Origin of the sequence: Streptomyces sp. NPDC005794, from assembly GCF_042871445.1 — a bacterium.
In the GTDB taxonomy this organism is placed as follows: domain Bacteria; phylum Actinomycetota; class Actinomycetes; order Streptomycetales; family Streptomycetaceae; genus Streptomyces.
Genome location: NZ_JBIAIN010000009.1, coordinates 165,282 through 185,811, shown reverse-complemented (window position 1 = coordinate 185,811; position 20,530 = coordinate 165,282). Strand labels below are relative to the sequence as shown.

Below are 20,530 nucleotides of genomic sequence, written 5' to 3'. Positions count from 1 at the left end.
CGCAACGAAGCCCAACGCCCCTGGTGACGCTCGGCAGGCCATAACGTCACAGAGCGGCAAGGATGGGGTGAAGCGGACCCGAGGAGATGTTCATGGCCCAGCAGCTGAGCCCGCCACCCCTTGCACCCGGTGAGGGACGGTCCCGGCGGAGTGTCCTCGTCTCCATCGGCGCGCTGCTTCTCGGCATGCTGCTCGCCGCACTCGATCAGACGATCGTCTCCACCGCGCTGCCCACGATCGTCAGCGAACTGGGCGGACTGGACCATCTGTCGTGGGTGGTCACCGCCTACCTGCTGGCGGCGACCGCGGCCACTCCGCTGTGGGGCAAACTCGGCGACCAGTACGGGCGCAAGAAGCTCTTCCAGACGGCCATCGTCATCTTCCTCATCGGCTCCGCGCTCTGCGGCATGGCCCAGAACATGCCGCAGCTGATCGGTTTCCGCGCCCTCCAGGGGCTCGGCGGCGGCGGGCTGATGGTGCTGTCGATGGCGATCGTCGGCGACATCGTCACCCCGCGCGAACGGGGCAAGTACCAAGGCCTGTTCGGCGCGGTGTTCGGCGTGACCAGCGTGCTGGGCCCGCTGCTCGGCGGCTTCTTCACCGAGCACCTCAGCTGGCGCTGGGTCTTCTACATCAACCTGCCCGTCGGCGTCGTCGCCCTGCTCGTCATCGCCGCCGCCCTGCACATCCCGGTCCGCCGCACCCGGCACACCATCGACTACCTGGGCACCTTCCTCATCGCCTCCGTCGCCACCTGCCTGATCCTCGTCGCCTCACTCGGCGGTACCACCTGGGCCTGGGGCTCCGCGCAGATCGTCGTCCTCGCGGTCCTCGCCGTGGTGCTGCTCGTGGCCTTCGTCGCGGCCGAGCGCCGGGCGGCCGAACCGGTCCTGCCGCTGAAACTGTTCCGGATGAGGACCTTCGCCCTCGTCGCCGTCATCAGCTTCGTCATCGGTTTCGCGATGTTCGGCGCCATGACCTATCTGCCGACCTTCCTCCAGGTCGTGCACGGCATCACCCCGACCATGTCCGGTGTGCACATGCTGCCGATGGTCCTCGGCCTGCTGCTCACCTCGACCGGCTCCGGCCAGATCGTCAGCCGGACGGGCCGCTGGAAGGTCTTCCCGATCGCCGGTACCGCCCTCACCGTGGTCGGTCTGCTGCTGCTCCACACGCTCTCGGAGAACAGCTCCACCTGGACGATGAGCCTCTGCTTCTTCGTCTTCGGCGCCGGACTCGGCCTGGTGATGCAGGTGCTCGTGCTGATCGTGCAGAACTCCGTGGGGTACGAGGACCTCGGCGTCGCCACATCCGGGGCGACCTTCTTCCGGTCCATCGGCGCGTCGTTCGGCGTGGCCGTCTTCGGCACCATCTTCACCAACCGGCTGACCGGCAAACTCGAAGAGGCGCTCAGCGGCCGTTCGCTCCCGCCCGGTGTGGACGCCGGGGCACTGGCCGCCGACCCCCGGGCCATCGGCCGGCTCCCGGCGGACCTGCGCCCCTCGGTCCTCAACGCCTACGCGACCTCGATCACCGATGTCTTCCTCTACGCGGCGCCCGTCGTCCTCGTCGCGTTCCTCTTCGCCTGGTTCCTCAAGGAGGAACCCCTGCGCGGGTCGGTGACGGCGCCCGACACCACCGAGACCCTGGCCTCGAACCCGGTCCAGCGTTCCTCGTACGACGAATGCGCCCGCGCCCTGTCGGTGCTCGCCACGCGTGAGGGGCGCCGGCAGATCTACGAGAAGATCACCGAGACGGCCGGGTACGACCTGCAGCCGGCGGCCAGCTGGCTGCTGCTGCGCATCAAACGGCACGGCGCCGTCGAGCCCGGCCGGCTGGCCGAGGTCGCCCCCGTGCCGCTGAGGGTGATCACCTCCGCCGCCCGTCAGGTGGAGGGACACGGTTTCGCCCGGCGCGAGGGGATGCAACTGGTCCTCACCGAGAAGGGCGCGGAGGCCGTGGTCCGGCTGTCCCGGGCCCGTGAGGAGTCCCTGGCCGAGCTGCTGGGCGACTGGTGGGACCCGGACCGGCCCACCGACCTGGTCCGTCTGGTGACGGAGCTGTCGGCCGAGGTGAGCGGGTCGAGCCAGGAACAGCCGCACATGCCCGAACCGCGCCGCGACCACTCGGTGGGCTGATACACCGGCGGGTGGATCAGAGCTCCTTGGCGAACCAGTGCTCCGCGTAAGGGCCTTGGTTGAACGCCGGAACCTCCCGGTACCCGTGCTTCGCGTACAGACCGCGGGCCTCCACCAGGTCGTTGCGGGTGTCCAGGCGGATCCGGCGCACCCCGTAGGCCCGTGCGGCGCTCTCGATGCCCGTGAGCAGCAGGCCGCCGCCGCCCGACGAGCGGAAGGCGGGCCGGACGAACACCCGGGTCAGCTCCGCCGTCACCGCGTCGACCAGCCGCAGGCCCGCGCAGCTCGCCGCCTCGCCCTCGTACCGTCCCACCAGGAACTCCCCCGTGGGCGTGGCGAGTTGGTCGACGCCGTCGTCCCTCAGACCGTCGTCGATCTCCGCCGTGGTCGCCGGGCGCCCCCAGTAGCGGCTCGCCACCTCGTCGTAGTAGTCCCGTCGCAGCAGGGTCGCCTCGGGGCTGCCGAAGTGTTCGGGGGTCACGGTCCACGTCATTGGTTCATTCTGTCCAGGGTGTGACGGGACGAGAACCATGAGGGGAAGCGATGACGCGGGACACGGACAGGACGGCAGCCGTCCAGCGGCTCGGAGAGCAGTGGATACGGGAGCTGGAGCGGCCCGGCGGGGGCGGCTTCGTGTGCTCGCCCGCCGGGCTGTGGCTGGCCCTGACCGCCCTCGCGGCAGGCGCCCGTACGGAGACGGCCGAGGAGCTGCGCGCACTGCTCGGCGTGGCCGGCGAGGAGGCCGCGGCCGTGGTGACGGAGACCGCGCGGGACTGGCGGCGCACCGCGGCGCTGAACGTGGCGACCCGGGTGTGGAACGGTGTGCCGCTCCACTCCGCGTACGAACACTCGCTGCCCGACGTCGCGTTCGGCCCGGTCGACGTCGCGGAGATCGACGCGTGGGTCCGCGAGGAGACCGGCGGCCTGATCGAGAGGCTGCCGCTGGACCTCGGCGGGGACGTCGCGCTCGCCCTGGTCAACGTGCTGGCCCTGAAGGCGCTCTGGGAGGTGCCGTTCGACATGACCCGCACCCGTGACGTCCCCTTCACCGACGCGGCGGGTACGAGCCTGCCGGTGCCGACGATGCACGCGCCGGTCAGGCGCGGCGACGTGTGGACGACGGCGGGCGCGTACGTCGTCGAACTGCGCTGCCGTTCGGACCGGGACGGTGCGGTACCGGCACGGGTCAGGTTCGTGCTGGGGGAGCCGGGCCAGGGGGCCGCGCAGGTCCTTCCGCTGGCGTGGGCCCCCGGGGAACCGCGGTCCGCGCTCGACGCCGACGCGGTGACCTTCTCGCTGCCGCGCTTCACCCTGCGGACAGAGGTCCGGATCACGGAACAGTTGCCGGCACTCGGTGTGCGGCTCGCGACCGACCCCGCCGTGGCGGACTTCTCCGGTCTCTCGCCCGTGCGCCTCCATCTCTCCGAGGCGGTCCAGGAGGCGGTCGTGAAGATCGCCGAGAAGGGCGTGGAGGCCGCGGCGGTCACGGTCGTCGCGGCGAGGTCCGCCGCCCCGAGGCCGCGGGTGGTGCGGCACGTCGCCTTCGACCGGCCCTTCGGCATCGTCGTCCTGGACGGCTCGTCGGACGTCCCCCTCTTCGCGGGCTGGCAGGCGGACGTACCCGTGTACGAGAGCTGAGGCCCGGTGCGTGTGACGAGCGGCCCGTGGGCAGCCGCCACCGGTATTCGGGCCTGCTTTCGGCGAATCCGTGGTGACAGTCAGGCGAAGAGGGGGTTGATTGTGTCTACCTCATAGGGCAATGCGAGGCTTCATCCGCACGTACCCGGCCGATGGGGCAGTGCATGGAAAACGAGAGGGTCGGCGCAGCGTGACAGATGTGGAGCGCAGTGTGCGGGGGGACGCGGCGGCGGATCCGGGGGCGAGGGCCGCGACGGTCAGAGCGGTTCTCTGGCTGCTCATCGGTGTCCTGGCGGTGCGGCAGGTGGCGGTGGTGCTGAGACGGCCGCCCGGCGAACGGCTCACCGATCTGGAGACCTGGACCGGTGCGACCGGGGTCCTGCACATGGCGGGATCCCTGTACGACCCGGGCCGGTTCACCGGTACGCCGTTCGCCGGGCTGGTGCTGAAACCGCTGACGGTCTCGGCCGAACAGGCCCTCGGCGTCGTGTGGACGTTCGGTTCTCTGCTGCTCGTCGTCCTGCTCGGGTTCGTCGCCGTCCGCGCCCTGCCCGCACCCGTGAGCCGGCGCACCGCGTTCCTGGCGGCGCCCGTCGCGATCGCGCTGCTCATGGTGTCGCTGCCCGTCCGTAACACCCTGCACCTGGGCCAGACCAGCATCCTGCCGGTCCTGCTGGTGCTCCTCGCCTGTTTCGCCGTACGCGGTGAGCGCCTTCCGGGCGTGCTGACCGGTGTCGCCGCGGCGCTCCAGCCCGCCGTCCTGCTCTTCGCGGTCCTGTTCTGGCTCACCGGCAGACGCCGGGCCGCCGTCAGCGGCGGTGCCACCTTCGCCGTCTGCACCGCGCTGGCGGGGGTGATGATGCCCCGTGACTCCTGGGCGTACTGGGTGCACCACCTCGCGGGTGCCGGACTCGGCGAGCGCCCGGACAGCCTGGCGAACCAGTCCCTGCACGGGGCGCTGCTGCGGTTCGGGCTCCAGGGCCCGCTCGAGATCGCGCTGTTCCTGGTCCTGGCCGTCGCCGTCGCCTTCCTCGGGCTGCGCCGCGCGGCCCGCTACGCACGGGACGGGCAGTTGCTCCTGGCCGTCGCCGTCACGGGCTGCGTCGCCGTGGCCGTGTCGCCCACCGCCTGGCAGCACCAGTTGCTCTGGGTGCTGCTCGCCGTCGTCGGCCGCGTCGGCACCCGGGCCTCGGACCGGCTGGTCTGGCCGGCGGTCGTGGTGCTCGTCCTCACCCTGCCCGGGAAGATGCTGCTGCCGAACGTCGGCGTGGTCCTTCCCGTGCGTGACAACGCGCTGCTCGTCACCGCGCTCGCCGCGGCCTGCGCGGTGCCGTTCCTGTCCCGTACCTCGCCGCACTGGCAGCGGCCGGTCCCCACGGACCACGCGAAGCCGGTGCCGGCGCGCTACGCGTGGGTGCCGCTGCTGCCGTTCTGGCGCCGGGTGCTCAGCCGCCCCAACCTGCTGCTGGAACTCCTGCTCATCCGGGTCGTCTACTCCGCGTACGCGCAGGTCCGGCTGGCGGCGACCGCCGGGCGTTCCACCGCCGAGGCGCACGGCCGGCAGATCCACTCCGCCGAGCAGTGGCTGCACATCGACATCGAGCACTGGGTCAACCACACCGTCGTCGGCATCCCCTGGCTGCGTGAGTTCTTCGACTACTACTACTCGACGTTCCACTTCATCGTGCCGCTGGCGATCCTCGGGGTGCTGTACGTGCGCCGGCCCTCCGACTACCGCTGGGCCCGCACCACCATCGGCTTCGCCACGGTCCTCGCCCTGCTCGGCTTCTGGCTCTACCCGCTGGCACCGCCGCGCCTGATGCCGGGACTCGGCTTCATCGACACGGTCCACGGGGTGCAGGACCTCGACAGCCCCGACTTCGGAGCGCTGACCGCGATGACCAACCAGTACGCGGCGATGCCGTCGCTGCACTTCGGCTGGTCGCTGTGGTGCGGTGTGGTGATCGCGCTGCTCGCGCCGAAGGCGTGGATGAAGGTTCTTGGTCTGCTGCACCCGCTGTTCACGGTCTCCGCCATCGTCGCCACGGGCAATCACTGGGTGCTGGACGCGGTCGGCGGCGCGACGGTGGTGGCCGCGGGCTTCGGGCTGGCGTACGTACTGTCCGGCCCGCGCGGGCTGCGGACCCCCTCCCCGGCGGCCGGCACGGCTGAACGGCCCGGCCACGAGGCGGGGGACACCGCCGCCGGGGGGCCCGTACCGGAACCTGCGAGCAGCAAGGCGTAACCGGCCCGGGACGGGCCGAAGGGGTGCGGGGCAGGCTCTCCCGAGCCGGTCCCGCACCCCTTCGCCATGGATCGCCGCGTCCCTCAAGGGTCCGCCCGGGACGGGTGCTCCGCCACTCGGCGGACCCTCACGACGAGATGCTGGTCCCGGTCGGGAACGCCGACGGCCAGGAGGGGGGGCGGCTGAGCTCGCGCTCCGGGGACCCGCTGCCGGCAGCGGCCGTGCGAGGGTCAGGTTTTGACCGGAACCCCGGCCTCCGGGGCCACCTCGCCGCCCCGCTCCCCGAGCCGCTCCGTCTCCACATGAGCCGTCTCGCGGGCGGAGAGCGCCGCGACGACCGGCGGCACGCAGAGCGCGGCGGCGAAGAGGGCGACGCCGGCCCAGTTGTCGCCGTCGGGGCCGGCGATCTGCGAGGCGAAGGCCACGGCGAAGCCGGCGATGGCGAAGCCGGTCTGGGTGCCGATCGCCATGCCCGAGAGCCTGACCCGGGTGGGGAACATCTCGGCGTAGAAGGCGGGCCAGATGCCGTTGGCCGCGCTGTAGACGACGCCGAAGACCAGCACACCCAGGATCAGCACCAGCGGGTAGCTGCCGGTGGAGATCGCCCACAGGTACAGAGGCATCGCCACCGCGCTGCCGACGGCCCCGACGAGGAAGACCGGGCGGCGTCCGACGCGGTCGGAGAGCCGGGCCCACAGCGGGATGGTGAACAGGGCGACCACGTTGGCCACGGCGCCCACCCAGAGCATGCCGGTGCGGCTCATGCCGACGGCGTCGCTGGTCGCGTACGACAGGGCCCAGACGGTGAAGATCGTGCTGACCGTGGCGATCACGGCGGCCGCGACGACCCGCAGTACGTCGGCCCAGTGGTCGCGCACCAGCACGGCCAGCGGCAGCTTCGCCACGCCCTCGGTCGCCGCCTGCTTGGTGAAGACCGGGGTCTCCTCCAGGGTGCGGCGGATGACGTAGCCGGTGACCGCGACGACGACACTCAGCCAGAAGGGGATGCGCCAGCCCCAGGAGAGGAGCTGTTCCTCGGGCAGAGCGGCGACCGGGATGAAGGCCAGGGTCGCGATCAGCTGACCGGCCTGCGTCCCGTTGATGGTGAAGCTGGTGAAGTAGCCGCGCCGGTGCTGCGGCGCGTGTTCCAGGCTCATCGAATTGGCACTGGCCTGCTCGCCCGCCGCGGAAATGCCCTGCAGGATCCGCAGGAGGACGAGCAGGACGGGTGCGGCCCCGCCGATCTGGTCCCGGGTGGGCAGACAGCCGATGAGGAACGTCGAGATTCCCATCAGCATCAGGGTGAAGACCATGATCTTCTTGCGGCCGAGCCGGTCCCCGACATGCCCGAGGAAGAGCGCGCCGACCGGGCGGGCCGCGTAGGCCACACCGAAGGTGGCCAGCGACAGCAGGGTCGCGTTCGCCGGATCGGACTCGTCGAAGAAGACCTCGGGGAAGATCAGGGCCGCCGCGCTGCCGTAGATGAAGAAGTCGTAGTACTCCAGCGCGCTGCCGATCCAGGCGGCGAGCGCGGCTTTGCGGGGCTGGGCCTGCGACTGCTGGGGCGGGGGACCGGCGGAAGGGTCGTGAGCGGTCACGTCGGGCTCCTTCGGGGACGTTCCGTGCGGGGGACAGGCGAGCGGCCCGGATAATTAACGCACTAGGTAGTTAGTTGCGGATGGCTACGGATGGTGCGAGCAGTTGACGCCCCTGTCAAGAGTTCGCACGGAATCCGGCCCGGGCCGCACCCGATCCGCCCCGGCCCGCACGGAGCCCGGCCCCGGTCCCTCGGGCGTCCGGGCCCGTCCGCTCCCGGAACGTCCGGCCCTACGCCGCGCGGTCGGCCGTGAGGTAGGCGATGATCATGTCGCCCAGCATGGTGCGGTAGTGCTCGCGCCGGCCGGTGTCCACCAGGTCGCGGCCGAAGAGCGCCCCGAAGGTGTGCCTGTTCGCTATGCGGAAGAAGCAGAACGAGCTGATCATCGCGTGCAGGTCCACGGCGTCGACGTCCGCCGTGAACAGGCCCGACGCGCGCCCCGTGTCGAGGATGCGCCGCAGGACCTCGATCGCCGGTGACCCGATACGGCTCAACTCGGCGGAGGCGGCGATGTGTTCGGCCTCGTGGATGTTCTCGATGCTGACCAGGCGGATGAAGTCGGGGTGTTCCTCATGGTGGTCGAAGGTCACCTCGGCCAGCCGGCGGACCGCTGCCACGGGGTCGAGGTGCTCGACGTCCAGCAGCTGTTCCGCCTCCCGGATCCTGGTGTAGGCCCGCTCCAGGACCGCGGTGAACAGCTGCTCCTTGCCGCCGAAGTAGTAATAGATCATCCGCTTCGTGGTGCGGGTGCGGGCGGCGATCTCGTCGACCCGGGCGCCGGTGTAGCCGAGGCGGGCGAACTCTCGCGTCGCCACGTCGAGGATCTCGGCCCTGGTGCGCGCCGCGTCGCGGGTCCGCGCGGCGGGCTGGGCGGGTCCTTCGGTGCTGGTCATCCGGATCCTTCACGGCAGGCGGTGCGTGCTCGCGATTCTAGATCCGGCGCCCGGAGCGGCCGATCCGGCCCGGGGTCTTCCCTGGGCGGGTTTCCTTCGGTATGACTAACTAACCAGTCCGTACATTACGTCCCATCGAGCCGCCTCATCAACGGGAGTGAACGATGCCGAACCCTCCGGCCCCGCCCCCAGGCGTCCCCGTCCTCGTGCTGAACGGGCCCAATCTCGATCTGCTCGGCCTGCGTGAGCCCGGGGTGTACGGCACGGACACCCTGGCGGACATCGACGAGCTCTGCCGGAGCGCCGCGGCGGCCCACGGGCTGCGCGCCGACTGCCGCCGGAGCAACCATGAGGGCGTCCTCATCGACGCCGTCCACGAAGCCCGCACCGCACACCGCGGCATCGTGATCAATCCCGCCGGGTACAGCCACACCTCGGTCGCCTTGCGTGACGCGCTCGCCGCCGTGGAGCTGCCCGTCGTGGAGGTCCACCTCTCGAACATCCACCGGCGGGAGGCCTTCCGCCACCACAGCTACGTCTCGGCTGTCGCCGACACGGTCATCTGCGGGGCGGGCGCCCATGGATACGCCCTGGCGCTCACCCACCTCGCCCAGCTCCTGGAGGAGAACCGGTGAGCCCGGACTCGTATCTCGTCGGCCTGATCGGCTCCGGCATCGGCCCCTCGCTCAGCCCCGCGCTCCACGAACGCGAAGCGGACCGTCAGGGGCTGCGCTACCTCTACCGCCTCATCGACATCGGCACGCTCGGTGTCCCGCCGGAGAAGACCGGTGAACTCGTCCGTTCCGCCCGCGACATGGGCTACGACGGCCTCAACGTCACCCACCCCTGCAAGCAGCAGGTCCTCGCCCACCTCGACGCGCTCTCGCCGCAGGCCGAGGCGCTCGGCGCGGTCAACACCGTGGTCTTCGAGGGCGATCGAGCGATCGGCCACAACACCGATGCGACCGGCTTCGCCGCCTCCTTCGCGCGCGGTCTGCCCGACGCGCCGCTGGAGCGGGTCGTGCAGCTGGGGGCGGGCGGTGCCGGAGCCGCCGTCGCCCACGCCCTCCTCGCCCTCGGTGCCGGCCGGCTCACCGTGCTGGACGCCCTGCCCGACCGGGCGGCGGCCCTCGCGGACTCCCTGAACCACCACTTCGGCCCCGGCCGTGCCGAAGCCGCGGACCTCCTGGACATCGCCGCACGGACGGAGAGCGCCGACGGCCTGGTCCACGCCACACCCATCGGGATGGCCGCCCACCCGGGGCTTCCGCTCCCGGCGGAACTGCTGCACCCCGGGCTGTGGGTCGCCGAGGTCGTCTACCGGCCGCTGGAGACCACCCTCGTGCGCACCGCCCGCGCCCTCGGCTGCCCCACCCTCGACGGCGGAGGCATGGCCGTCTACCAGGCCGCCGACTCCTTCCGGCTCTTCACCGGCCGTGAACCCGACACCGCCCGCATGCTCGCCGACATCGCCGAGCTCACGTCCGCGCACTGAAAGCCGTACAGGAAAGCCGCACCGAAAGCCCCACCGGAGCGCTGAGCCGAAGCCGCACCACGGCCGCGCCCAAGCCGCGCCGAAGCCCGCAGGAGGACCGACATGCGTACGTCCATCGCCACCGTCTCGCTCAGCGGAACGCTCACCGAGAAGCTCACCGCGGCGGCGCGCGCGGGCTTCGACGGCGTCGAGATCTTCGAGAACGACCTGATCGGGAGTCCGCTCGGCCCGGAGGAGATCAGGGAGCGGGTGGCCGACCTCGGCCTGACGATCGACCTCTTCCAGCCGATGCGCGACATCGAGGCCGTCCCCGCCGACGAGTTCGCCCGCAACCTGCGGCGCGCCGAGCACAAGTTCCGGCTGATGCGGCGGCTCGGCGCCGACACCGTCCTGGTCTGCTCCAGCGTGTCGCCGTACGCGGCCGACGACGACGCCCTCGCCACCGACCAGCTGCGCCGACTGGCGGACCTCGCGCAGGAGTCCGGCGTCCGGGTCGCGTACGAGGCACTGGCGTGGGGCCGCCACGTCAGTACGTACGAGCACGCCTGGCGCATCGTCGAGGCCGCGGACCATCCCGCCCTCGGGATCTGCCTGGACAGCTTCCACATCCTGGCCAGGGGCTCCGACGTCACGGGGATCGAGGCCATCCCCGGCGACAAGATCTTCTTCCTGCAGCTCGCCGACGCCCCGCAGATGGCCCTGGACGTCCTGCAGTGGAGCCGCCACCACCGCTGTTTCCCCGGTCAGGGCGACCTCGACGTCACCGGGCTGGTGCGGGCCGCCGTACGCGCCGGATACGACGGACCCCTCTCGCTGGAGGTGTTCAACGACGTCTTCCGCCAGGCGGACGCGGGCCGCACCGCGATCGACGCCCGGCGCTCGCTGACGCTGCTCCAGGAGTCGGCGGGACTGACCGCGCCCCCGGCGCCGGTCGTTCCGACCGGGTTCGCCTTCGTCGAGATCGCCACGGCCGACACGGCCAGGATCGCGCCCCTGCTGACCGCGCTGGGCTTCTCCCGTACGGCCAGGCACTCCGGGAAGCCGGTGGACCTCTGGGAACAGGGCGAGGCCCGCATCCTGCTCAACACCGACACCGGCAGTCACCGGACGGAACCCGCGCTCACCGCCGTGGGCCTGGAGAGCCCCGACCCCGCAGGGGCCTCCGCGCGGGCCGAGTCGCTGCTCGCCCCCGTCCTGCCCCGGCGCCGCGCCCCCGGCGACGCCCCGCTGGACGCGGTGGCCGCGCCCGACGGCACCGAGTTCTTCTTCTGCGTCACCGAGCGGACCGAACGCTCCGGGGACTCCGCCCGTCCTGGAGACGCCGGCCGCGCCGGCTGGACCGGTGACTTCGCGCCCGCCCCGCACACCCCCGACCCCTTCGGGATCACCCGCATCGACCATGTCGCGCTGACCCAGCCCTGGCACCACTTCGACGAGGCGACCCTCTTCCACCGCGGCGTGCTCGGCCTGCGACCGCACGCGAGCGTCGACCTCGCCGACCCGTACGGCCTGCTCCGCAGCCGCGCCGCCAGCAACGAGGACGGCACCGTGCGCATCGCCCTGGGCGTGGGGGCGTCGCCCACGGAGGACCCGGCCCGCGGCGGACGCCCCCAGCACGTGGCCCTGGTCACCGACGACCTCGTCACCACGGTCCGCCGAGCCCGCGCGGCAGGTGCCCGGCTGCTGCCCGTCCCCGCCAACTACTACGACGACCTGGCCGCGCGCCATACGTTCGCCCCGGGCGAGCTGGAGACCTACCGCGAACTCGGCATCCTCTACGACCGCGACGAGAAGGGGGAGTTCCGGCACTGCTACACCGTGACGACCGGCCGCGTCTTCTTCGAACTCGTCGAGCGCAGCGGCGGATACGACGGATACGGCGCCCGGAACGCCCCCGTCAGGCTCGCCGCGCAGCACGCGCTGGCCGAGTGATCAGGTCCTGGGGGCCTGGAAGTCCGCCCGCGCGTCGAACGCGGCGCGGCGGGTGGCCCGGCGCAGGGCTCTCAGCAGGGTGGGACCGACGGTCACCGTCAGCGCCACGGTGAGGACGGCGCGGCCCAGGTCCCAGCCGAGCGAGGTGGCGGCGCAGTAGGCGAGGAAGCGGACCAGGTTCTCGTGCAGCGGGTCACCCGCGACGAAGGAGATCCCGGAACCGAGCCCCGGCACGATCGTCCAGCCGTACAGATTCATCACCGTGCCGTACGCGAACGCCGCGAGGAACCCGTACCCCGCCAGCACCAGCAGCTCCCCCCGGCCGCGCAGCCGGTCCGCGCCCGGCAGCAGGCCCGCGCCCATGGTGAACCAGCCCATCGACAGCATCTGGAACGGCATCCAGGGCCCGACCCCGCCCGTGAGCAGGGCCGAGGCGAACATCGTGACCGAGCCGAGTACGAATCCGAAGCCGGGGCCCAGCACCCGGCCGCTCAGCACCATCAGGAAGAACATCGGCTCCAGGCCGGCCGTCCCCGCGCCCAGCGGACGCAGCGCCGCCCCGACCGCCGCGAGGACGCCGAGCATCGCGACGGCCTTCGCGTCCAGACCGGAGTCCGCGACCGTCGCGAGGACCACCCCGACGAGCAGGACGAGCAGGACGGCGAACAGCCACGGCGCGTCCTGCGCGTGGGCGAGACCGGAGTCGGCTCCCGCCAGCAGCGGCCAGCCGAACGCGACGAGTCCGACGGCGCTGATCAGGACGAGCGCGGCGACGGCGTGCGGACCGAGCCGCACCGGGCGGGCGGACCCGGCCGTCATACGAGGCCCTCCAGCGCCGTCTTCACCTGCGACACGGTCAGCCACTCCCGTGGCGCCAGGATCTTCGACGTCTGCGGGGCGAACGCGGGGGAGGAGACCACGACCTGCCGGGTCGGCCCGTCGGCGACGGCCTCGCCGTCGGCGAGGATCACCACCCGGTCGGCCAGCTCCGCCGTCAGCTCCACGTCGTGCGTGGCCAGGACGATGGCGTGCCCCTCCACGGCCAGCCTCCGCAGCACGCCGACGAGCCTGGCCTTCGCCGCGTAGTCCAGGCCGCGCGTCGGCTCGTCCAGGAGGAGGAGCGGAGGACGGGCGGTCAGCACCAGGGCGAGGGCGAGGGCGAGCCGCTGCCCCTCGGACAGGTCACGGGGGTGGGTGTCGTCCGGCACACCCGGCAGCAGCTCGGAGACCAGGGCCCGGCAACTGCCCGCGGGCGCGCCCGCGTCGGAGTCCGCCGCCGCGCACTCGGCGGCGACGGTGTCGGCGTACAGCAGATCGCGTGGCTCCTGCGGTACGAGTCCGACCCGGCGTGCCATGGTGCGCGGCGCCGTACGGGACGGGTGCAGCCCGCCGACGAGCACCGAACCCGTGGTCGGTTCGGTCATCCCGACCAGGGTCCTCAGCAGGGTCGACTTGCCCGCGCCGTTGCGGCCCATCAAAGCCACCGTCTCGCCCGGTGCGACGGACAGCGTCACCCCGCGCAGCGCCTGGACCCGCCCGTGCCGCACCCCGAGCCCCTCCACCCGGGTGGCGGCGTCCTGGACCGGGGGCTCCACGGGCGCCGCGCCGGGACGGCGGCCGAACAGCCGGCCCAGGAGTCCGGGGCGGGCGGGGGCCGGGGCGGGGAGCGGGGTGACGGCGGCGTCCGCCGGTGCCTCCCGGGCCGGCGGTTCGACGTCGGCCAGGCGTTCCCGCAGGTCCACGGCCCGGCGTCGGGCGTCGCGCACGGACAGCGGCAACGGATCCCAGCCCACCAGCCGGCCCAGGGCCACCACCGGCGGCCGGACGGGCGAGACCGCCATGATGTCCGCGGGCAATCCCATCACCGGGGCGGCGCCGGGTGCGGGCAGCAGGAGGACCTGGTCCGCGTACTGCACGACGCGTTCCAGGCGGTGCTCGGCCATCAGGACCGTCGTCCCCAGGTCGTGCACCAGCCGCTGGAGCACCGCCAGCACGTCCTCGGCCGCCGCCGGGTCGAGGGCGGACGTCGGCTCGTCCAGGACCAGGACCTTCGGGTGCGGGGTGAGGACCGAGCCGATCGCGACCCGCTGCCGCTGGCCCCCGGAGAGCGTGGCGATCGGCCGGTCCCGCAGCTCGGCGAGCCCCAGCAGGTCCAGCGTCTCCTCGACGCGGCGCCGCATCACGTCCGGGGCGAGGCCCAGCGACTCCATGCCGTAGGCCAGCTCGTCCTCGACGGTGTCCGTCACGAAGTGGGCGAGCGGGTCCTGGCCCACCGTGCCGACCAGGTCGGCGAGTTCACGCGGCTTGTGGGTGCGGGTGTCACGGCCGCCGACCGTGACCCGGCCGCCGAGCACCCCTCCGGTGAAATGCGGTACGAGGCCCGACACCGCACTCAGCAAAGTCGATTTGCCGACACCGGACGGGCCGACGACCAGCACCAGTTCGCCCTCGGGGATCGTGAGGTCGACCCCGGACAGGGTGGGGCGCTCGGCGCCCTCGTACCGCACCGAGACCTGCTCGAACCGGATCATGCGTGCTCCTTGGAGTCCGAGGGGGAAGCGGGCAGCGGCGCCACCACGGCGGGCAGCAGTCCGACCAGCACGGCGGCGGCCGGCCACAACGGCAGGACGGGGGCGGTCAGCGGTACCACGCCGGGGCGCAGGGCCTCCGGGTCGGCCGCGCCCGCCCAGATCATCGCGGCCGCGACGACCGCGCCCGAGGCCGCGACGAGCCAGGCCCGTACGTCCCAGCGGTCCGGGCGGTAGCGGGTACGGACCGAGCGGCGCCCGCCGAGCCTGAGCCCGGCCATCGCCGCGGCCAGCCCGGCCAGCAGCACCGGCAGCCCGTGCACGGCGCCCTGCGCGGCCAGCAGCCCGTACGTCCCCGCGCACACACCCAGCAGCCCGCCCAGCGTGAGCACATGCGTGGTGCGGCGGACGGCGGGCGGAACCTGCGCGGTACGGCCGTACCCCCGCGCGTCCATCGACGCCGCGACGGCCACCGAACGCTCCAGCGCGCCCTCCAGCACCGGCAGCCCGATCTGGAGCACCGCCCTGATCCCGCCGGTCGGACGGCCGCGCAGCCTGCGGGCCGTCCGCAGCCGCGCCACGTCGGCGACCATGTTCGGAGCGAACGTCATCGCGACGACGACGGCGACCCCCACCTCGTACAGGGCGCCGGGCAGGGACTTCAGCAGCCGGGCCGGGTTGGCCAGCGAGTTCGCCGCACCGATGCAGATCAGCAGGGTGGCCAGCTTCGCGCCGTCGTACAGCGCGAAGACCAGTTGCTCCGCCGTGACGCGGCCGCCGATCCTGACCCCCTGCGCCCAGTCGGGCAACGGCACCTCGGGCAGCGTGAACAGGGCGTGCGTACCGGGGACGGAGGAGCCGAGGACGACGGAGAACACCAGCCGTACGGCGACGACGAACAGCCCGATCCTGATGAACGTTCCGTACGAACGGGCCCACGGCGCGTCCGTGCGGCGCGCCGCCACCACGTAGCCGGCCACGCCCACCAGCAGGCCGAGCAGCAGCGGGTTGGTCGTACGGGACGCGGCGGTCGCCAGCCCGAGTGCCCACAGCCACCAGGCACCGGCCGGCAGCGCGTTGCCGCGGGTGGCCTCCGGGGCACGCAGAGCAGGGGGGAGCCGGGCCGGGCCGGTGGAGGGGGTCATCGGCGGCGGCGGGCCCGCAGCACAGCGGCGGCACCCAGGACGAGCACCGCGCCGACGCCGGTGAGCACACCGGCCGACGGGCCGCCACCGCCACCCCCACCGCCGCCGCCGTCGGTCGACGCCGTGGCCGGATCGTCGGGCCCCGCGGTGGGGGAGTCCCCGCCGGTCTGTCCACCGCAGCCCGAGCGCGGATAGCCCGTGATCGCGCAGAGCATCGCGGAGCTGTCGTACCGCAGCGGCTTCGCCACCGCGGCGAGGGCGTCCGCCGTGCTCGCGTCCGGCGCCACCTGGGCGCAGGCGGCGCGCAGCGGGGGCGGCTTCTCGCCGTCCGGCGCGTCCGCCGCCGTACCCGGGTCGATGACCAGCGCGATCCGCTTGAGGCCGTCCTTCGCCGGGGTGTCCGCGCAGATGGTCCCGAAGTCGGGTGCGCGGCGCGGCTGCGCCGAGTCCTGGGAGTCCTCGCTCACCGAGAAGCGGAAACCCTGCACCGCGCCGTCGTCCGGCCGGACCACGGAAGGCCCCTGGGTGGCGTACGTCCAGCCCTTCCCGCCGTCGCTCTCCCAGAACGACCAGTAGCGGTAAGCGGCTGCCTGCGCGCTCCCCGCGCCCGGCACCGCCAGGACGGCACCGACGAGGAGGAGCAGCGCCGCCGTGCCCAGCGGGCGCCTCACAGCTGCTGGTTCTTCCGGCGTCCGCTGAGCAGGAAGCCGATGCCCGCGCCGAGGGCGAGACCGATGCCGATGATCCACCAGAGGCCGAGCCCCTCGTCGTCGCTGCTCGTGTCCGCGGGCTTCTCCGGCGCCGTCGCGGTGGGCGAGGGCACGGCGGTGGCGGCGGGCGCCGGGCCCGTCGCGTTGAGCTGCCTGACGAGGTCGACGCCGCCGAAGTCGCGGGCGTCGGTGCCGGTCGCGTGGGCGGCGAGTACCAGCTGGGCGGTGGCGGCGGGGCCGCCCTCCTTCGCCCAGCCCTGCGCGTGCTTCTCCAGGTACGCGACCGCTCCGGCCGCCTTGTCCTTGTGGCCGGACGCCGCGAGCGCCACGACCGCGTCCGCCGTGTTGCCGAAGTCCGGCTGCGGGGCGGAGTCCTCGGCGCCCGGCATCGGCGGCAGGTCCAGGTGCCCCGAACCGGCGAGTGTCCGCGCCAGGTAGTGGGCCCCGTTCTGCGCGGTCTGCTCGGGGGTGAGGTCGTCGCCCTGGTGGCAGGCGGGCGCCTTCGCCGCGTTGTAGTTCCCGGCGGCCAGGCCCTTGCCCATCGCGCCGATGACCGCGGCCGCCGTGGCGTCCGCGTTGGCGGCGAGCCCGCCGTCCTTGTCCGGCTGATAGGCGAACGCCCCGCCGTCCTCGCCCCCGCAGGGCAGCGCGAAGGTCTGCAGCGCCGTGTACGGGGTCTTCCCGTCCGCCGTGGTGACCTCGGCGAGCGGTACGCCCGCCCGCGCCAGCGCCCCGGTCACGACGCCGGTGGAGTTGGCGTCGCTCGGGCTGCCCGGGTTGTAGCCCCAGCCGCCGTCCTCGTTCTGTACGGACTTCAGCCAGGCGACCCCGCTGTCCACGACCTCGCGGTGCACGGCGAGCTCGACCATGGCCTGGACCGCCGCCGCCGTGGCGTTGGTGTCCGCGACCGTCTTGGCGCCGCAGGGCTCGGAGGCATCGCGGTACGAGGCGAAGGCCCCGCTGTCGCACTGCTGGCCGACGAGCCAGTCCACCGACTGCGTGGCGGGCGTGACCAGCTCGATCTTCTGGGCGAGGAAGGCCAGCGACTGGCGCCACACCCCGTCGTACGTCGGGTCCTTGCTGCCGTACAGCCCCGCCGGAAGGTCCGGCGTGGACGGGGACGGACTCGGCGCGGCGGCCGCCACCGGGGCGGCCGCTCCACAGAGCACGGCGGTGAGCGCGAGCGCTGCCGCGCGGCGGCGTACGGACATGGCGGGCCGGGCCTCTCGAATGGGGTTTCCCCTGCTCGAGCTGAGCCGAGCGCGTAGGGGTCGGGTCGGTGCCGGATTCGCACCGGCTTCCCCCTGTACGGGCATGATGACGACCCGCTCACTCTACCGGGGCACCCCCGGCCCCCTCCGGTCGGACAGCCACCCCTCCGTGCCGCGCACCTTCCCAGCAGGTCAGAGCCCATGCGAAACTCCTGCGGGGACCGCACGGGCGTGTGCCCGTGGGAAGGAACGACCGGGGTGGGAAGCGTCAGTGCGCAGAAGCAGGACGGCGGCCGTTGTCGCCGTGGCGGCCGGACTCATGACGGCGACGGCGGGCTGCGGCCTCATCGAGGACAGTGAGGGTGTCCCCGCTCCCTCCCCGGACCCCGCTCCACCGTTCGCCGCGCAGACGGTCGCCGACGAGATAGCCGGCTTCGCCCGGGCCGGAGGGCTTCCGCCCGGTGACACCTCCACCGCCGGACTGCCGAAGGGCGCCTGGCAGAAGTGCGTCGCACCCTGGAAGGGCGACGTGCCGGAGGCGGACGGCGCCGATGCCTTCGAGGCGACGGTGCTGCGGTCGAGGCAGCACGACTGGGAGATCGTCTCCAGCCATGCCGAGCACGAGGTCACCTACCGCACCCTGGCCAAGCGGGGCTGGAAGCTGTACGCCCGGCACCACGCCGCGGAGGGCTCGGGGGCGGGGCGGACGGTGTCCCTCACCGCGGTCGAGGACGGCTGCCGGCTGCCCGCGAGGATCAGGGGAGACTACGAGGACCCGGCCTGACAGCCGACGCTGCGGGCACCGCGCACGGCGCCGGCCTCAGCGCGTGTCCGCCGGCAGGTCGATCAGCCCGCACACCGTCTCGATGTCCCGCTTCACCTGCGCGATCGACTCCCGCCCCGAGAGCCAGGTGATCAGAGCCGAGTGCCAGGTGTGCTCGATGACGCGGACCACGGACAGCTGTTCCTGCGTCGGGTCCCGCACCCGCATGGCGTCCAGCACGATCGCCGTCGTCAGCCGGGACACGGCGTCCACCTCGGGGCTCACCCCGCGGTCGGCGAAGGTCAGCGCCCGCACCATGGCGTCCGCCAGGAGCGGATCGCGCTGGAGCGCCCGGAAGGCCAGCATCAGCGTGTCGGCGACCCGCCGGGCGGCGTCCTCACCGGTGGGCGGCTGCCTGCGGAGCGTGAGGTGCAGACGCTGGAGCTGGTCCTGCATGACCGCGACCAGAAGATGGATCTTGGACGGGAAGTAGCGGTACAGCGTGCCCAGCGCGACCCCGGCGGCCTCCGCCACCTCACGCATCTGCACCGCCTCGAAACCGCCCCGTCCCGCGAGCTGCGCACCGGCCCGCAGAATGCTGCGGCGGCGGGCTTCCTGGCGTTCCGTCAGGGGAGGCGCTGCCGGCCTGGCTTCCGCTGTCATCTGTCCCCATCCACAAAGGGAGAACCGGTTCCCTGTCCGGCCGGGCCCCGGTTTCCGGGGCGCACAGCATGCCAGGGCGTCCGTCGTGGCGCGAATCACCTGATCCGGCCGTCACACCGACGCTACCTGCCGGTAGATTCGGTGCGGGTTGAACGAACGAGTCTGAAACTTGTTCTAGATTAGCGCGACCGGTTACGCTCCGGCGAAAACGCAGTGAGAAGGGGGCCGAGTGTGACCGCTGAGGCCATAGAGACGGGCCCCTTCGAGGGCGGCGGCGCGTCCGGCACCGACGGTGACCGGCCGTTGCGCATCGCGGTCCTGACCTACAAGGGCAACCCCTTCTGCGGTGGCCAGGGCGTCTACGTCCGCCACCTCGGCCGCGAGCTGGCGCGGCTCGGCCACAGCGTCGAAGTGATCGGCGCCCAGCCCTACCCCGTACTCGACGAAGGCGTCCCGCTCACCGAGCTGCCGAGCCTCGACCTCTACCGCCAGCCCGACCCGTTCCGCACCCCGGGACGCGGCGAGTACCGCGACTGGATCGACCTCGCCGAGGTCGCCACCATGTGGACCGGCGGCTTCCCGGAGCCGCTCACCTTCAGCCTGCGGGCGCGGCGTCATCTCCTCGCCAGACGCGGTGACTTCGACGTCGTGCACGACAACCAGACGCTCGGCTACGGCTTGCTCGGGGACGTCGGTGCGCCCCTCGTCACCACGATCCACCACCCGATCACGGTCGACCGCCAACTGGACCTGGACGCCGCGGAGTCGGCGCGCCGCCGGCTCTCCGTGCGCCGCTGGTACGGCTTCACCCGCATGCAGAAGCGCGTCGCCCGCCGTCTGCCGTCGGTCCTCACCGTCTCCGGCTCGTCGCAGCAGGAGATCGTCGAGCACCTCGGGGTGCGCCGGGACCGCATCCGCGTCGTGCACATCGGGGCCGACACCGACCTCTGGTCACCCGACCCCTCGGTCGCCGAGGTCCCCGGCCGGATCGTCACCACCTCCAGCGCCGACGTCCCGCTCAAGGGCCTCGTCCACCTCGTGGAGGCCCTCGCCAAACTCCGCACCGAGAACCCGGCCGCGCACCTCGTGGTCGTCGGCAGGCGTGCGGAGCGCGGCCCCGTCGCCCAGGCCATCGAGCGCTTCGGACTCCAGGACGCCGTCGAATTCGTCAAGGGCATCAGCGACGCCGAACTCGTCGACCTGGTCCGCAGCGCCCAGGTCTCCTGCGTCCCCTCGCTGTACGAGGGCTTCTCGCTGCCCGCCGCCGAGGCCATGGCCACCGGGACCCCGCTGGTGGCCACCACCGGCGGCGCCATCCCGGAGGTCGCGGGGCCCGACGGGGAGACCTGCCTCGCCGTGCCGCCGGGCGACGCGGAGGCACTGGCCGCCGCGCTCGGCCGGCTGCTCGGCGACCGTGAACTGCGCGCCCGCCTCGGCGCGGCCGGCCGCGCCCGGGTGCTGGCCAACTTCACCTGGGCCAGGGCCGCCGCCGGTACCGTCGAGCTGTACCGTCAGTCGATCGCCGCCCGTGGGGCGCGAAGGTGAGCGCCCCCGTGGCTCCCGGAATCCGTA

The 20,530-nt window shown here is 72.9% G+C and carries 17 protein-coding genes; 8 read left to right on the top strand and 9 right to left on the bottom strand.

The genetic code is table 11. The annotated features are described in order from the left end of the window. Positions 1-92 precede the first annotated feature (92 nt). Entirely contained in the window at positions 93-2,138 is a 2,046-nt protein-coding gene (locus ACFYQ5_RS16880) for a DHA2 family efflux MFS transporter permease subunit (RefSeq protein WP_389198073.1), read from the top strand. A 16-nt stretch (positions 2,139-2,154) separates the two neighbouring features. On the opposite strand, the gene ACFYQ5_RS16875 is transcribed toward ACFYQ5_RS16880, so the two are convergent. Next, complete coding sequence (locus tag ACFYQ5_RS16875) at positions 2,155-2,631, bottom strand: GNAT family N-acetyltransferase (RefSeq protein WP_389198072.1); 477 nt, start codon at positions 2,629-2,631, stop codon at positions 2,155-2,157. Positions 2,632-2,681: 50 nt separating this feature from the next. On the opposite strand from ACFYQ5_RS16875, the gene ACFYQ5_RS16870 reads away from it, so the two are divergent. Continuing rightward, positions 2,682-3,776 (top strand): serpin family protein, encoded by a 1,095-nt coding sequence (locus tag ACFYQ5_RS16870; RefSeq protein ID WP_389198071.1) that lies wholly within the window; start codon positions 2,682-2,684, stop codon positions 3,774-3,776. Between the two features lie 190 nt (positions 3,777-3,966). Beyond that, positions 3,967-6,021, top strand: coding sequence for a bifunctional glycosyltransferase 87/phosphatase PAP2 family protein (locus tag ACFYQ5_RS16865; RefSeq protein WP_389198070.1), 2,055 nt, complete (start codon positions 3,967-3,969; stop codon positions 6,019-6,021). A 230-nt stretch (positions 6,022-6,251) separates the two neighbouring features. Here the strand turns inward: ACFYQ5_RS16865 and ACFYQ5_RS16860 are convergent, their stop codons facing one another. Both ACFYQ5_RS16860 and ACFYQ5_RS16855 read right to left on the bottom strand, forming a co-directional pair. Beyond that, positions 6,252-7,619 carry an MFS transporter gene (locus ACFYQ5_RS16860; RefSeq protein WP_389198069.1) on the bottom strand — a complete coding sequence of 456 codons (1,368 nt, stop codon included), beginning with the start codon at positions 7,617-7,619 and terminating at the stop codon, positions 6,252-6,254. Between the two features lie 229 nt (positions 7,620-7,848). Next, positions 7,849-8,511 carry a TetR/AcrR family transcriptional regulator gene (locus tag ACFYQ5_RS16855; RefSeq protein WP_389198068.1) on the bottom strand — a complete coding sequence of 221 codons (663 nt, stop codon included), beginning with the start codon at positions 8,509-8,511 and terminating at the stop codon, positions 7,849-7,851. A 164-nt stretch (positions 8,512-8,675) separates the two neighbouring features. Between ACFYQ5_RS16855 and aroQ the strand changes: the two genes are divergently transcribed. From aroQ to ACFYQ5_RS16840, 3 genes are all read left to right on the top strand, one after another. Next, entirely contained in the window at positions 8,676-9,146 is a 471-nt protein-coding gene (aroQ, locus tag ACFYQ5_RS16850) for a type II 3-dehydroquinate dehydratase (protein WP_389198067.1), read from the top strand. Then, the gene (locus tag ACFYQ5_RS16845; RefSeq protein ID WP_389198066.1) at positions 9,143-10,006 is read left to right on the top strand and encodes a shikimate dehydrogenase; all 864 of its coding nucleotides are present in this window, start codon (positions 9,143-9,145) and stop codon (positions 10,004-10,006) included. Before aroQ ends, ACFYQ5_RS16845 begins: the two co-directional genes overlap by 4 nt. 102 nt (positions 10,007-10,108) lie before the next feature. Further along, the gene (locus ACFYQ5_RS16840; protein ID WP_389198065.1) at positions 10,109-11,938 is read left to right on the top strand and encodes a bifunctional sugar phosphate isomerase/epimerase/4-hydroxyphenylpyruvate dioxygenase family protein; all 1,830 of its coding nucleotides are present in this window, start codon (positions 10,109-10,111) and stop codon (positions 11,936-11,938) included. Here the strand turns inward: ACFYQ5_RS16840 and ACFYQ5_RS16835 are convergent, their stop codons facing one another. From ACFYQ5_RS16835 to ACFYQ5_RS16815, 5 genes are read right to left on the bottom strand one after another with little or no spacing between them, the layout of a single operon-like run. Continuing rightward, complete coding sequence (locus ACFYQ5_RS16835) at positions 11,939-12,757, bottom strand: ECF transporter S component (protein WP_389198064.1); 819 nt, start codon at positions 12,755-12,757, stop codon at positions 11,939-11,941. It abuts the gene before it with no gap. Next, a complete protein-coding gene (locus ACFYQ5_RS16830) occupies positions 12,754-14,469 on the bottom strand; it encodes an ABC transporter ATP-binding protein (protein WP_389198063.1) in 1,716 nt (571 codons plus the stop codon). The genes ACFYQ5_RS16835 and ACFYQ5_RS16830 overlap by 4 nt, the downstream gene beginning before the upstream one ends. Continuing rightward, on the bottom strand, positions 14,466-15,611 hold the full coding sequence (locus tag ACFYQ5_RS16825; RefSeq protein ID WP_389198062.1) for an energy-coupling factor transporter transmembrane protein EcfT: 1,146 nt from the start codon (positions 15,609-15,611) through the stop codon (positions 14,466-14,468). Before ACFYQ5_RS16825 ends, ACFYQ5_RS16830 begins: the two co-directional genes overlap by 4 nt. Continuing rightward, on the bottom strand, positions 15,608-16,282 hold the full coding sequence (locus tag ACFYQ5_RS16820) for an SCO2322 family protein (protein ID WP_389198061.1): 675 nt from the start codon (positions 16,280-16,282) through the stop codon (positions 15,608-15,610). Before ACFYQ5_RS16820 ends, ACFYQ5_RS16825 begins: the two co-directional genes overlap by 4 nt. Continuing rightward, positions 16,279-17,532, bottom strand: coding sequence for a prenyltransferase/squalene oxidase repeat-containing protein (locus tag ACFYQ5_RS16815; protein ID WP_389198060.1), 1,254 nt, complete (start codon positions 17,530-17,532; stop codon positions 16,279-16,281). Before ACFYQ5_RS16815 ends, ACFYQ5_RS16820 begins: the two co-directional genes overlap by 4 nt. Positions 17,533-17,803: 271 nt before the next feature. Here ACFYQ5_RS16815 and ACFYQ5_RS16810 point away from each other — a divergent pair, with 271 nt between their 5' ends. Further along, positions 17,804-18,316, top strand: coding sequence for a hypothetical protein (locus ACFYQ5_RS16810; RefSeq protein WP_389198059.1), 513 nt, complete (start codon positions 17,804-17,806; stop codon positions 18,314-18,316). A gap of 36 nt (positions 18,317-18,352) precedes the next feature. Here ACFYQ5_RS16810 and ACFYQ5_RS16805 read toward each other — a convergent pair whose 3' ends face one another. Continuing rightward, positions 18,353-18,958, bottom strand: coding sequence for a TetR family transcriptional regulator (locus ACFYQ5_RS16805; RefSeq protein WP_389198058.1), 606 nt, complete (start codon positions 18,956-18,958; stop codon positions 18,353-18,355). Positions 18,959-19,189: 231 nt separating this feature from the next. On the opposite strand from ACFYQ5_RS16805, the gene ACFYQ5_RS16800 reads away from it, so the two are divergent. Further along, positions 19,190-20,503: a glycosyltransferase family 4 protein gene (locus ACFYQ5_RS16800; protein ID WP_389198057.1), complete on the top strand. Its 1,314-nt coding sequence runs from the start codon at positions 19,190-19,192 to the stop codon at positions 20,501-20,503. The last annotated feature ends 27 nt before the right edge of the window (positions 20,504-20,530 follow it).